The organism is Pseudomonas sp. NBRC 111139, assembly GCF_001753955.1.
Lineage (GTDB): Bacteria > Pseudomonadota > Gammaproteobacteria > Pseudomonadales > Pseudomonadaceae > Aquipseudomonas > Aquipseudomonas alloputida.
The window spans coordinates 25,352-38,725 of record NZ_BCBP01000065.1; the positions used below are offsets into that span (position 1 = coordinate 25,352).

Annotated in this window: 13 protein-coding genes and 2 pseudogenes; 4 read left to right on the forward strand and 11 right to left on the reverse strand. The window is 62.0% G+C overall.

Annotated features, from left to right (window positions below):
• Window positions 1–50 precede the first annotated feature (50 nt).
• Window positions 51–1,562: an MFS transporter gene (locus BJQ17_RS23580; RefSeq protein WP_070096734.1), complete on the reverse strand. Its 1,512-nt coding sequence runs from the start codon at window positions 1,560–1,562 to the stop codon at window positions 51–53.
• Between the two features lie 195 nt (window positions 1,563–1,757).
• Window positions 1,758–1,925 (reverse strand): annotated as a pseudogene (locus BJQ17_RS23585) (class I SAM-dependent methyltransferase); the annotation flags it as partial.
• An 81-nt stretch (window positions 1,926–2,006) separates the two neighbouring features.
• Here BJQ17_RS23585 and BJQ17_RS23590 point away from each other — a divergent pair.
• Window positions 2,007–2,824, forward strand: a pseudogene (locus tag BJQ17_RS23590) (mechanosensitive ion channel family protein); the annotation flags it as partial.
• A gap of 58 nt (window positions 2,825–2,882) precedes the next feature.
• Here the strand turns inward: BJQ17_RS23590 and BJQ17_RS23600 are convergent.
• Window positions 2,883–3,809: a class I SAM-dependent methyltransferase gene (locus BJQ17_RS23600; RefSeq protein WP_371919701.1), complete on the reverse strand. Its 927-nt coding sequence runs from the start codon at window positions 3,807–3,809 to the stop codon at window positions 2,883–2,885.
• Between the two features lie 31 nt (window positions 3,810–3,840).
• On the reverse strand, window positions 3,841–4,764 hold the full coding sequence (locus BJQ17_RS23605) for a DMT family transporter (RefSeq protein WP_070096743.1): 924 nt from the start codon (window positions 4,762–4,764) through the stop codon (window positions 3,841–3,843).
• A 133-nt stretch (window positions 4,765–4,897) separates the two neighbouring features.
• Here BJQ17_RS23605 and BJQ17_RS23610 point away from each other — a divergent pair, with 133 nt between their 5' ends.
• From BJQ17_RS23610 to BJQ17_RS23620, 3 genes are all read left to right on the forward strand, one after another.
• Complete coding sequence (locus tag BJQ17_RS23610; RefSeq protein WP_003254357.1) at window positions 4,898–5,335, forward strand: Lrp/AsnC family transcriptional regulator; 438 nt, start codon at window positions 4,898–4,900, stop codon at window positions 5,333–5,335.
• Between the two features lie 496 nt (window positions 5,336–5,831).
• Complete coding sequence (locus BJQ17_RS23615; protein ID WP_070096738.1) at window positions 5,832–7,364, forward strand: NCS1 family nucleobase:cation symporter-1; 1,533 nt, start codon at window positions 5,832–5,834, stop codon at window positions 7,362–7,364.
• A gap of 16 nt (window positions 7,365–7,380) precedes the next feature.
• Window positions 7,381–8,109: an aspartate/glutamate racemase family protein gene (locus BJQ17_RS23620; RefSeq protein WP_010955048.1), complete on the forward strand. Its 729-nt coding sequence runs from the start codon at window positions 7,381–7,383 to the stop codon at window positions 8,107–8,109.
• Between the two features lie 118 nt (window positions 8,110–8,227).
• Here the strand turns inward: BJQ17_RS23620 and BJQ17_RS23625 are convergent, their stop codons facing one another.
• From BJQ17_RS23625 to BJQ17_RS31915, 7 genes are all read right to left on the reverse strand, one after another.
• The gene (locus tag BJQ17_RS23625) at window positions 8,228–9,421 is read right to left on the reverse strand and encodes an FAD-dependent oxidoreductase (RefSeq protein WP_070096739.1); all 1,194 of its coding nucleotides are present in this window, start codon (window positions 9,419–9,421) and stop codon (window positions 8,228–8,230) included.
• A gap of 44 nt (window positions 9,422–9,465) precedes the next feature.
• The gene (locus BJQ17_RS23630; protein WP_070096740.1) at window positions 9,466–10,128 is read right to left on the reverse strand and encodes a histidine phosphatase family protein; all 663 of its coding nucleotides are present in this window, start codon (window positions 10,126–10,128) and stop codon (window positions 9,466–9,468) included.
• Between the two features lie 234 nt (window positions 10,129–10,362).
• A complete protein-coding gene (locus BJQ17_RS23635) occupies window positions 10,363–10,701 on the reverse strand; it encodes an FKBP-type peptidyl-prolyl cis-trans isomerase (protein WP_003254365.1) in 339 nt (112 codons plus the stop codon).
• A gap of 127 nt (window positions 10,702–10,828) precedes the next feature.
• Entirely contained in the window at window positions 10,829–11,236 is a 408-nt protein-coding gene (locus tag BJQ17_RS23640; RefSeq protein WP_003254367.1) for a GFA family protein, read from the reverse strand.
• 139 nt (window positions 11,237–11,375) lie between these two features.
• On the reverse strand, window positions 11,376–12,164 hold the full coding sequence (locus BJQ17_RS23645) for a PhzF family phenazine biosynthesis protein (RefSeq protein ID WP_003254369.1): 789 nt from the start codon (window positions 12,162–12,164) through the stop codon (window positions 11,376–11,378).
• Between the two features lie 51 nt (window positions 12,165–12,215).
• The gene (locus BJQ17_RS23650; protein WP_070096741.1) at window positions 12,216–13,154 is read right to left on the reverse strand and encodes a 2-hydroxyacid dehydrogenase; all 939 of its coding nucleotides are present in this window, start codon (window positions 13,152–13,154) and stop codon (window positions 12,216–12,218) included.
• A gap of 38 nt (window positions 13,155–13,192) precedes the next feature.
• Window positions 13,193–13,374: hypothetical protein (locus tag BJQ17_RS31915; RefSeq protein WP_070096742.1), on the reverse strand; the 182-nt coding region annotated here is incomplete at its 5' end.

A 13,374-nucleotide genomic window follows, 5' to 3' on the forward strand; every position in this document is an offset into this window, starting at 1 on the left:
CCCGGAACTATTCAACTGAACAGTTCCGGGCCGAGCATTATTTGACTAAATCAAGAAGAAACTTGCTGTTCGGCAGAAACTGTCGAATACCTTCGAAAGTTCACAAACACCAACAGTGCGATGACCACGAGTACCCCCACGGTGGCCATCATTACCGAGGACACCGCTTGGTCGAACGCCAATCGCGCATTCACAGCGATTTCCTGCCCCAGCGGGGCGGGCATTTGCGCGGCAGCGGCCAGCGCGCTGTCGATCCCGTCCTGCAGGCGCGCCGCGTCGGCGACCTGCTCGGGCACAACCAGCGAGCGGCTGTACACCACCGACATCAGGCTACCCATGAAGGCGATGCCCAACCCTCCTCCCAGCTCGTAGGAAATTTCCTCGGCCGAAGCGGCCATCCCCGCTCGCTCCGGCGGCGCGCTGGCCATGATGGTGGTGGACGCCCCGGTCATACTCGCCCCTACGCAAGCACCCATGACGAACAGCAGCAGCAGTTGCAGGGCGACCGACTGGCTGAAACTGTACATGAACAGGCCAATGGCACCGGCGTAGATCAACAGTGCGAGCACCAGGAACCGATCACAACGAACCTTGGGCAGCAACCAGCCGCTTAACGGACCGGCCACGATCGCTCCCACGGAAAGGGGCAGGAAATAAAGGCCGGTCTCGAGCGGGGATAGCCCGACAACCAGTTGCAGGCGCTGGCTCAGTACCAGGTTGATGCCCATCAGGCAGCCGGCCGCGGCCAGGCTGGCGATGACCGCAGAGGAGAACGCGGGGCTGCGGAAAATCTGCAGGTCGATCAACGGAAAACCACGCTTGCGCTGCCCGCGCACGAACATCCAACCGAAGCCCGCGCAGATGGCCAACGCCCCCAGCGCCGCCACCAGCGAGGGCTCGGGCTTGGCGAATTCCTTGATCAGGTACGCCAGGCTGATGAGCCCTACCATCGCCTGAAGGGAGCCAAGCAAGTCCCATGGCCCGGCGTTGGCCTGTTGCATGTTCCTGATCAGCAGCAAGGACAACACCAGGGCCACCAGCACGATGGGCACGTTGATCAGAAACACGGAACCCCACCAGAAATGCTCAAGCAGCGCCCCCCCTATCAGCGGACCAATCGCTGCACCACCGGAAGCCACGGCCGTCCAGACGCCGATGGCAAAACCACGCTCACGCTCATCCTCGAAGGTCAGGCTGATGATCGCCAGCGTGGCCGGCATCATGGCCGCCGCACCGACGCCCAGCGCGCCCCTAGCCAGGATTAGCAGCGCGGAAGATGGCGCGAATGCAGCCAGAAGCGACGCCGCACCGAACAGCATAAGGCCGATCACGAACAATCGCTGGTGCCCGATGCGATCACCCAAGGTGCCAGCACCCAGCAACAGGCCGGCGACGACCAGGGGATACATGTTGATGATCCACAGCTTATCGGAGGTAGATGCCCCGAGCGCATGGGTAAGTGTGGGCAAGGCGATGTAAAGGACCGTCATGTCGATCGCAACCAATAGCAAGGCGAAGGACAGGACGGCCAATACGAGCCATCGCTGGTAAGTGTTGAACATTGGCATTCTCCCTGCCTTGATCAAGCCGATCACTAATTGTCGGCGCCGTATCCAAATAGGAACTCGGATCCTAGTAGACGGCCAACTTCATTGCAAATATTAAAAATTGTAAAAACAATTAATCTCCACACAATGAATATAAATAAATCATGCCCGTAAGATAAATCCTACATTAACAGAGGAATAATGGCGTATTTAAAATAGAACTCCATCACCTTGAGTGCTCCTCCACGCCCGCATCCGAAAAATCGGCGGATTCGCCAGCCGCTCGGCGAACGCCAGCGCCGGGGCATGCAAGGACAACTCTTCGATAAGGAACTGCAGCCCGATGCCTGGGTCGTTGGCACAGGCCAGTAAGGTGCCGAACAACTGGTAACCCGCCTGCCGGACAACAGCGTGCCGTTCACCTCGGCTCATACAAGAGATGCGCGGGTACGCCCCTGTAAGGAGCTGCTGCGCAGCCTCGCCCACGCGCTACTGCGCATCGACATGGCCGTCACCTTCATCGAGCTGCTGGGGCGCATCTGGGGCTTCTCGGTGGTCGATTTCGCCCTGAGCAACAGCCTGGGCCAGGCGATCAGCAACTCGCTGTCGAGCATTGGCTTGATCCTGCTGGTCACCTGGCTGCTGTGGGTGGTACTCGATACGGCCATCCAGGAAGCACTCAAGCCCCCCGTCGGCCGCCGCAGCGCGCGTCAGCCGAGCACCCGGGTGCGGACCATCCTGCCGATGCTGCACAATGCGATCAAAGTGGTCCTGATCGTCATCTACACCATCACCACCATGGCCAACCTGGGCACCAACGTCACGCCGTTCCTGGCCGGTGCCGGGGTGATCAGCCTGGCCATCGGCTTCGGCTCGCAGCAGCTGGTGCACGATGTGATTACCGGGTTGTTCATCCTCATCGAGGATTCCATTTCCATCGGCGACTGGGTAGTGCTCGATTCCGGCCATACCGGTACAGTCGAAAGCCTGACGATCCGTAGCGGCTGCGCGATGGCAAAGGCTTCGTGCACTCGGTGCCGTTTGGCCAGATCAAGGCGGTTACCAACCAGTCGCGGCAGTTCGCCTATGCGTTCTTCTCGGTGCAGTTCACTTACGACAGTGATGTGGATGCGTCACTCGCGCTGATCCATGAGGTGGGCAAGTCGATCAGCGAAGACCCGCTGCTGCGCATCAACCTGCAAGGGCCGTTACAGGTATCCGGAGTGGACCGCTTTGCCCAGGTGTACCCGCTGCCGCTGCAGGCCCTGGGGGGTTGAATTCGCCTGCACCGGCCCTTTCGCGGGCTCGCCCGCGAAGCTTCCAGCAAGGGCAGCATCAAACCTGACGGAATACCAAGGCCTTCAGCCCGCCAGCCGGGTCAACGTCCGGAAACTCCGGCGGGTTTTCCAGGCGTTCGACATAAGCCAACGAAGGCGCCTGCTCTGCCATGCCTTCGATCAGAAACTCAGGCCCGATCCCCGGGTCGTTGACACACGCCAGCACCGTCCCGCCTTCGCTCAACAACTCCGGCAAACGCCGCAGGATCTTTGCGTAATCCTGGGTCAGCACAAAGCTGCCACGCTGGAAGGTTGGTGGGTCGATAATGATCAGGTCATAAGGCCCGTACTTGCGCACCTTGCCCCACGACTTGAACAGTTCATGCCCCAGGTACGCCACCCGTGATGCATCGTGGCCATTGAGGCGATGGTTGTCCCGGCCTCGCGACAGGGCCGACTTGGCCATGTCCAGGTTCACCACCTGCTCAGCGCCACCGGCAATCGCTGCCACGGAAAAGCCGCAGGTATAAGCGAACAGGTTCAGCACACGCTTGCCCGCCGCCTGCTCGCGCACCCAGCGGCGGCCATAGCGCATGTCGAGGAACAGGCCATTGTTTTGCCGCACGCCCAAGTCCAGCAGGTAGGTCAGGCCGTCCTCGATCACTTCGCGTTGCTGGCACGGCTCACCCAGCAGCCACTGGCCCGGGCTGTCGGGCAGGTAGCGGTGCTGGATGATGACTGCCTGACCCGTCCACTGCGGGCGCTCGGCCAAGCTGCGCAGCATGGCTTCCAGTTCGGCGAGCTGGCCTTCGGGCGGCTCACGGAACAAGGCGACCGACAGCACGCCCTGCAGCCAGTCGACGGTCACCTGCTCCAGGCCCTGCCAGCAGCGGCCGCGCCCGTGAAACAGGCGGCGGGTTTCCTGTGGGGCAGGGTCGAGGGCGGCAAGCAGGTGTTGCTCAAGGGTGTCGATGGGCGAGGTCATGGCGGATCGCAGGCTGGCAAAAAGCGGCATTCTACCTTGCGGGCCTCTTCGCGGGTAAACCCGCGCCTACAGGATGCCGCGCCGAGCGGAACCACCACCCCTGCTGCATGCCCGCCGCCGCCAACAGGATCAACCCCACCCCCAGCCACTGCAGCGGCGCCAGGCGGTGCCCGAACGCCACCCAGTCCACCAGAATTGCCGCAATCGGGTAAATGAACGACAGCGCACCGGTCAACGCCGTGGGCAAACGCTGGATGGCGCTGTACAACAGCACATACATCAGGCCGGTGTGCACCATGCCCAGTGTCAACAAGCTGGCCAACGCCGGCACTTCAACCGACAACCCGCCAAGCGTGACCCATGGCGCCAGCAGCAACACACCCGTGGTTACCTGAATCAACGCAATCAGGTGCGGGGGCGTGCCACTCAGGCGCTTGATGATCAAGGCCGCGATTGCATACAGAAACGCCGCCCCCAGCGCCAGGGCAATCCCCAGCAGATAGTCCTCGCCATTACTTTGCCCAGCGCCATGGGCACTGACGATGGCCAGCATGCCGAGGAACGCCACACTCAGCCAGGTCACCTTGGCTAAGGTGATCTTTTCGCCCAGAAACAGCGCCGCCAGCCCCACCAGCATGAACGGCTGCACGTTGTACACCGCCGTGCCGATGGCAATCGACGCCCGTGCGTATGAAGCGAACAACAGCAGCCAGTTGCCGACAATGGCCACCCCGCTGGCAATCGCCAGCAAAAATGCCGTGCGGCTGATCACGCCCGGTCGCAGAAAGCCAAACGCGGCGCAAATCGCCAGCAAGGTCACGGCACCGAACACGCAGCGCCAGAACACCACATCCAGCACCGGCTGGCCGGACACCAGCACGAACCAGCCAATGGTCCCGGAAATCAGCATGGCGGCAACCATTTCCAGCGAGCCACGGCGCAATGAACTGTCCATCTCAAACCTCCCGTTGATAATGGCAACAGTATGCAAAGGCTGCAGGCTGGCCATCCAGCGGATAACCAAGGCATTTTCGCCAACCTGCCTTTACTATCAAGGCAGATAACACGAATTACCTGATGAGGTGAGCATGACCGATGCCATTGACCAATTATTGATCAACGCACTGATGGAGGACTCGCGCCGCTCGCTCAAGGCGCTGGCGCAGGTCAGCGGGCTGTCCGCACCCAGCGTCAGCGAGCGCCTGCGCCGGCTGGAAGAGCGTGGCGTGCTGCGCGGCTATACCGTGGAGGTCGACCCGCGCGCCTTTGGCTACCAGTTGCAGGCGATCGTGCGCATCCGTCCGCTACCGGGGAAGCTGCAGGAGGTGGAGCGCCAGATCATTGCCATCCCTGAATTCACCGAATGCGACAAGGTCATTGGCGAAGACTGCTTCGTCGCCCGACTGCATGTGCGCTCGATGGAGCAGCTGGACACCCTGCTCGACCTCATGAATGTGCTGGCCGAGACCAATACCGCGATCATCAAGAAGACCCCGGTCAAGCGGCGGTTGCCGCCAATGGATTGATTGGCTCCTGTGCTGGCCTCTTCGCAGGCGTGCCCGCGAAGAGGCCAGCACAGGAAAAGCTGACTATTTTTTGTACACAAAAACGTAACCATAGGTGCCATTTTTGTGTGCACTTTCTTCAGTAGCGCCCCAATTCGTTACACACTTTCCACCCGTTATTTTGACCAAATGATCAACTAATCAATCTTTCAAAAAATATAACTTGTTCATTTGGTCAACTTATATTCTCTGTATTTCATTAACTTACCTTTTAACAAGATAAGTTCGAAATGATCAGCTATTGAAACCTGCTCTTCCCTTGGCATGGAACTCGCTTTTGTGTGTTCGTGTTTTGTATACAACTTAAACAAAACATAGATACACAAGAATCCGCGACGCCGACCCAATGTCGGCCGCCGCGCCCACAACCCTGTGATGCCAACGCTGCACCGACGAGATGGCGAGCCCGTGCGCATGCCCGCTCATCGCAGTCCATGTGCATCAGGAGCCCGCCGGAATGAGTAGCAGCCTCGACCTTGCCCCTGAACAATCCGTCGCCAGCACACACCCCGCGTCCACGCTTGCCGGCCACCAGCCGGACCTTGTTCTCAGCCCGCGCCTGCATAACCGCGACCTGGCGCCCACGCGTATGGAAGGCCGTCGCTGGGGCGGCTACAGCATCTTCGCGCTGTGGACCAACGATGTGCACAATATCGCCAACTATTCGTTCGCCATGGGCTTGTTCGCCCTCGGCCTGGGCGGCTGGCAAATTCTGTTGTCGCTGGCCATCGGCGCGGTCCTGGTGTACTTCTTCATGAACCTGTCGGGTTACATGGGCCAGAAAACCGGGGTACCGTTCCCGGTCATCAGCCGCATTGCCTTCGGCATCCACGGCGCGCAGATCCCGGCGCTGATCCGTGCCATCATCGCCATCGCCTGGTTCGGCATCCAGACCTACCTGGCATCGGTGGTGCTGCGGGTGCTGCTCACCGCCGTGTGGCCGCAACTGGCAGCCTACGACCACGACAGCATCCTCGGCCTGTCGAGCCTGGGCTGGGTGTGTTTCGTGTCGATCTGGCTGGTGCAGCTGGTGATCCTGGCCTACGGCATGGAGATGGTGCGCCGTTACGAGGCCTTTGCCGGGCCTGTGATCCTGCTGACCGTCGCCGCCCTGGCGGTGTTCATGTACTTCAAGGCCGACGCGCGCATTGCCTGGTCGGTGGCTACCCCGCTGACCGGCTACGAGATGTGGCGCAACATCTTTGCCGGCGGCGCACTGTGGCTGGCGATCTACGGCACCCTGGTGCTGAACTTCTGTGACTTCGCCCGCTCCTCGCCTTGCCGCAAGACCATCCGCGTCGGCAACTTCTGGGGCCTGCCGGTGAACATCCTGGTGTTCGCCGTGATCACCGTGGTGCTGTGCGGCGCGCAATTCCAGATCAACGGCCACATCATCGACAGCCCGACGCAGATCGTCGCCGCCATACCCAGCACGCCATTCCTGGTGCTCGGCTGCCTGGCCTTCCTGATCGTCACCGTGGCGGTGAACATCATGGCCAACTTCGTCGCCCCAGCCTTCGTACTCAGCAACCTGGCACCGCGCCACCTGAACTTCCGCCGTGCCGGGCTGATCAGTGCCACCCTGGCGGTGCTGATCCTGCCCTGGAACCTGTACAACAGCCCGCTGGTGATCGTGTACTTCCTGTCGGGCCTGGGCGCCCTGCTCGGCCCGCTGTACGGCGTGATCATGTCCGACTACTGGTTGCTGCGCAAAGGCTGCATCAACGTGCCAGAGCTGTATACCGAGCACCCGGCCGGCGCCTATCACTACAGCAAGGGCATCAACCTGCGCGCCGTGGCCGCCTTCGTGCCGGCCGCACTGCTGGCCATCGTGCTGGCCCTGGTGCCCAACTTCCAGGGTATCGCGCCGTTCTCCTGGCTGATCGGTGCCGGCATCGCCGCCGCCCTCTATCTGTTGATCGCCCCACGCAACCGCCAATACCACGACATCAGCGGCGAGTGCATCGCCGTCGACCACAGCAGCCATTAGTCAGGGAGGACTGCCCATGCGCATTCTGATCGCCAACGTCAACACCACCGAAGCCATCACCCACGCCATTGCCGAACAGGCCCGTGCGGTGGCCGCACCTGGTACCGAAATCGTCGGCCTCACACCCTGGTTCGGCGCCGAATCGGTGGAGGGCAACTTCGAAAGCTACCTGGCGGCCATCGCGGTGATGGACCGGGTCCTGGCCTTTGAAGGGCCCTACGATGCCGTGATCCAGGCCGGTTATGGCGAACATGGCCGCGAAGGCCTGCAGGAACTGCTCAACGTGCCTGTGGTGGACATTACTGATGCCGCCGCCAGCACGGCAATGTACCTGGGCCACGCCTATTCCGTAGTAACCACGCTTGACCGCACCGTGCCATTGATCGAGGACCGCCTGAAGCTCTCGGGCCTGTATGACCGCTGCGCCTCGGTGCGAGCCAGCGGGCTGGCGGTGCTGGAACTGGAAGCCGACCCGCTGCGGGCCGTGGAGGCGATTGTCGAGCAGGCCGAACGCGCCGTGCGTGACGACAAGGCCGAGGTGATTTGCCTGGGTTGTGGCGGCATGGCCGGGCTGGACGAGCAGATTCGCCAACGCACCGGCGTGCCGGTGGTGGATGGTGTGAGTGCAGCGGTGACCATTGCCGAATCGCTGGTGCGCATGGGGTTGAGCACGTCCAAAGTGCGCACCTATGCGACGCCACGGGCGAAGAAAGTGGTGGGCTGGCCGATGCGCTTCGGCCGCTAGACAGCCTTCGCCTGTACCGGCCTCTTCGCGGCTAAAGCCGCTCCTACCGGACCAGCGCAAGCCTGAATACCGTGGGGTCCTCGTAGGAGCGGCTTTAGCCGCGAAGAGGCCGGCCCGCTTAACACATCATCCTGGCCAAACGCTGCGCACTGCCACAGGCCAAGGTGAACCCCAACGCCCCATGCCCCAGGTTCAGCCACAGGTTGCGGTACACCGTCCCACCTATGATCGGCACCCCGGTAGGTGTCGCTGGTCGCATCCCCGCCCACTCCACCGCCTGGCCATAATCCGCCGCCCTCGGCAGCGTCTCCAGCGCCAGCCGCCGCATGCTCTGCAAACGGCGCATGTCCACCGACTCGTCGAAGCCGACAATGTCCACCATCGCCGCTACCCGCAGCTGCTGCCCCAGGTGTGCATAGACGATTTTGCGCTCATAGTCGGTAAGGCTCACCTCCGGGGGCAGGTGCCCGGCGCTGATCGGTGCGGTCAGGCTGTAGCCCTTCAGCGGGTAAACCGGTATCTGCACCCCCGGTAATGCCAAGCCTGGGCCGCGATGCCCGGCACACAGCACCAACTGCTCCACGTCCAGCTGCAGATCGCCCAGTTGCAGTGCCACGACCTGGCCCTGGCGCTGAACCAATTGCGTCACTGGCCGGCCAAGCAGGAAACGGCACTGGCCCGACGCGCGCAACAGCGCCTCCAGCCGCAAGCAAAACACGTGGCAATCGCCAACCTCTTCGCCCGCCGTGAACACGCCACCCACAAACGGTGCGCCATCCAGGGCAGGCTCCAGCGCGCGCAGCTCGGCAGCCGCCAGCACCTGCTGACTGGCCGGGTCCGTCAACTGTTCCCGGCCTTTGGCAAAGGCCCGTTCACTGCGAAAAGCCACCAGCTTGCCATTGCGCCGCCAGGCGAAATCCCCCAGGTTCTGATGTTCGCGCCACTGCGCCAGAACAGCCTGGCTGTGCAGCGCCAGCTCAAGCAATTGCCCGGCATTACGGCGATTGACGCTACGCCTGCAAGCCAGGGTGAATGCCAGCAGCCAGCGCCACTGGGCCAGGTCCATGCGCAAGCGCAAGCGCAATGGCGACTCGCCCTGCAACAGCCAGCCCAGCGCCTGCCACGGCACCCCGGCATCAGCCAGCGGCGCCACATAGCGATAGGACAATTGCCCGCCATTGGCAAAGCTGGTGGCCGACGCCAGGCTGTCGCGGGCCTCGATCAGGTCAACCGACCGCCCTTCCCGAACCAGCGCGTAAGCCGTCGCCAGGCCCACCACTCCGCCACCGATCACCGTTACCCGCTGCTTCATCGCTCATCCCTGTTCCGGCTTCCTTGCCAAACAGTACCAGCGGATCAGGTCGGGCAGCTATGCGCACCGTCATTCAGGCCCTGACGCACATTGCGGCTCAACAGGCTGGCCTTGCCATCGTGCCAGGTCAGGGTCAGTACGTAGAGGGTGTCGAAGTCTTCGCCGCTCCAGTCCTCGGTGATCACCCGCTCCTCCCCCAAGGCCTTGCCGGCCACCGTGTTGATCAGTTCCGGCAGGTAGCCGTGGGACCAGGCGGTATAGATGGTCGCATTGCGGTATTTGTCGCTCAGCAACTCATCGGCCAGTTCAGCGGTGTCGTTGGCGCCGTAGTCGATATTCACCGGTAAGCCGAGGCGGATGGCACTGGGGGTGATGGTCATCAGTGGGCGGATGTAGCTGTAGCTTTCATCCCGGCTGCCTTCCTCGACATGCCGCGTGGGGTTGGCGGCAAACACATAGTCGGCCTTGCCGAAGCGCTCGGGCAGTATAGTGGCCAGGTCCAGCGCACGGTTGAGGCCCTGGCAATTCAACTGCCCGAGCCCCTCGCCCGGCTTCTCGCCATGACGCAGAAACACCAGGGTCTGGGTGCCATCCACCGGTCGTGCCCGGCTTTCGACAGCCTCCAGGGCCAATGGTACGGCGACGGCTGTGAGCACCAGGCTCAGCAGCAAGTGGCGGCGACGACGGAAGAATGTTGGCAACTTCATCAAGACAGGCTCGTGTGGCAGAGAAAATCGGGTTTACCCGCCACATCGCCCGGCCAGTTGCAGGGCGCCCGTGTAGTGAATGCCATCCCTGGCAACGCGTCAGGGTCAGAGTGCCCCGAACCCGTTTGGTTCCTCCCTGGAGGTGGATGCCGTTCCCTAGGCAAGGCCTAGATTAGGGGCTGGGTGTTGCGCAATTGTGTAAGGTGCAAGAACCTCGGGTTGCAACGTGCCCACTCAATCATCCCGCGTGAGCACTTCCAGCAGTTCGATCTCGAAGGTCAGGTCCGAATTCGGCGGGATCGCCCCCACGCTGCGTTCGCCATACCCCAGGTGCGCCGGCACCAGCAGCTTGCGCTTGCCACCTACGCGCATGCCCATCAGGCCTTGATCCCAGCCTTTGATTACCCTGCCGGTACCGATCACGCACTGGAACGGCTTACCGCGCGACCAGGACGAGTCGAACTCGCTGCCATCGGCCAGCCAGCCGGTGTACTGGGTGGTGATCAGGGCACCTTTGACGGCGGCTTTGCCATCACCCTCGACCAGGTCGATGATCTGCAGTTCTTGGCTCACGGGTACACTCCAAACGCTGAAAAACAAAACCGCCCTTTTCTCAGGAATGCACCGGTTTGGCAAGTTCAGGCAGAAATGTCCGGAGGCATTCACCCACGGAATGCCTCCGGACAAACATGACGTTGAATCAGCTGTTCTGCTCGAACACCTCTTGGCCGGACAGCTCCTTGGTCTGATTGGCGAAGCAGTACCACGCGGGCTTCTGTTCGACGAAGATCTGCAGGTCGAAATCCCAGGCTTGGTCGCCATCGAGCAGGCCGACCGGCACGGCATGGAAGTCGTTGGCCTTGAGCCGGTAGTACAGGTGCGTACCACAGCGGCCACAGAAAGCACGCTGGGCCCAGTCGGACGAATCATAGACGCTGGGCGCACGCCCTTCGATCAGCGGAGGCTTGCTGCAGTGCACCACCAGCAGCGGGCCGCCGGTCCACTTGCGGCACATGCTGCAATGACAAGCGCTGATATGAGTATTGTCGACGGTGACCGTCAGCCGCGTGTCGCCGCACAGGCAGGTGCCTTGTTTTTCCAGGGCCATGGGTGGCTCCTCGAATGCAAAGATGGGCCTGCAATTATAGAAGCCCGCCGCGAAAGCCGCTTGCTTGCTGCTTTTGTACTCTGCGAGACAGCGCAGCCCAAAAGGGCTGGCTGTCTGCTACAGGGCATCGCACTTACGGCTAGATGTACGCAGTACCACGCAGGTACAACGCCGCCCGCCCACTGATGATTACGCGGCCATTGCCCGGCACTTCGCACTGCAACTGCCCTTTGCGTGCCCCGCCCTGCTCGCAGCTCAGCACGTTCTTGCCCAGACTCTGGGCCCATACCGGTGCCAGCGAAGTGTGCGCCGAGCCGGTTACCGGGTCTTCATTCACACCAACCCGCGGGCCGAACCAGCGGGTGACGAAGTCAAAGCCACGCCCTGCCGCGGTCACGGCAATGCCACGGACGTCGAAGGCCGACAGCGCAACAAAGTCGGGTTTCAACGTTTCGAGCAGCATGGCGTCATCGATCACCACCACATAATCGTCGCTACGGTACACCGCCTTCGCCTGGCTCAAGCCCAGCGCCTGCAGCAGGCCCGCCGGCGTGTCCACCGCTACGGGTTGTTTGGCCGGGAAGTCCATGGCCAGCAGGCCATCAGTGCCGCGGCTGACACGCAGCTCGCCACTGCGGGTGTTGAAGCGCAGTACTTGCGCCTGCTCACCCAGTTGCTCGAACAGCACGTAAGCCGAGGCCAAGGTAGCATGGCCGCACAGGTCGACTTCCACGGTGGGGGTGAACCAACGCAGGTCGAACGTTTCGCCTTTGCGCACGAAGTAGGCTGTTTCTGACAGGTTGTTTTCTTCAGCGATGCGCTGCAGCACATCGTCCGGCAGCCAGCTTTCCAGTGGGATCACTGCGGCCGGGTTGCCACCGAACGGTTCAGTGGAAAAGGCATCGACCTGGAAGATTTCGAGTTGCATGCACACACTCCTTGTTACCTGGGCGCTGCCAGGCAGATATCTGGAAAAGGGCTACGGGCGTACCGGGGTCAAAACTGGCTCACCGGCAAAGAACGCCTGCAGGTTGCGCAGCACCAAGGCCACCGTGTCGCGCGCGGCTTCTGGCGATTGGCCAGCCACGTGGGGTGTGAGCACAGTGTTGGGCAAGGCCTTGAGTGCATCAGGCACTGCTGGCTCGTCATCGAAAACATCCAGCGCGGCGCCAGCCAGCTGGCCACGCTGCAATACGGCAATCAGGGCCTGCGTGTCGACCACGCTGGCACGGGCGATGTTCACCAGATAGCCTTCAGCGCCCAGGGCCTGAAGGACGTGGGCATCGACCAGATGCCGGGTGTTGGCGCCACCGGGGGTGGCCACCACCAGGATGTCGACGGCTGCAGCCAAGTGCCGAGGGCTGTCGTACCAGGCATAGGGCACATCCTGGCGTGGTGTGCGGCTGTGGTAGCTGACGGGCATGTCGAAGCCCAAGTGGGCCCGCTTGGCGATCGCCAGCCCCACTGCGCCGAGGCCGAGAATGCCCAGGCGTTTGCCACTCACGGAGGGGCTGATCACCCGGTTCCATTCACCGCGCCGCGTGCTGGCATCGGCACGAGGAATGTCGCGCAGCAGCGCCAGCAGCAGGGCCAGGGTGTGGTCGGCGACGGCTGCGGCATTGGCCCCGGCGCCATTGGTGACGGTTATGCCGCGTGCGGCGGCGGCGGCCAGGTCGACCTGCTCGTAGCCGGCGCCGATCACGCAGATGATCTGCAATCTGGGTAATGCATCAATTTCGGTGGCGGATAGCCCCAGCGGCCCACGGGTGAGTACCGCATCGATTTCTTCGGCGTGGCGATGAATGGCATCGGCGCGCAGTTGCGGCGAAGGGGCACGGATCAGGTGGTAACCGGCCTGCTCCAGCATGGGCAGGTAATCGTCGACGGTTTCCACCAGTACCAGGACTGTCTTGCTCATGCCACCTCCGGGTGAATTCGAGGCGTCATTATGCGGAGTCACCGGCCGGTACAGTCAATGGAAATAACAAGGCAAAACTGTACTGTGCTGCTGTTGCTGTTGCTGTTGCTGTTGCTGTTGCTGTTGCTGTTGCTGTTGATCTTGATCTTGATCTTGATCTTGATCTTGATCTTGATCTTCGCGACTTCAGGAGGCCGAACGTAGGCCTTGCGGAGGGAGG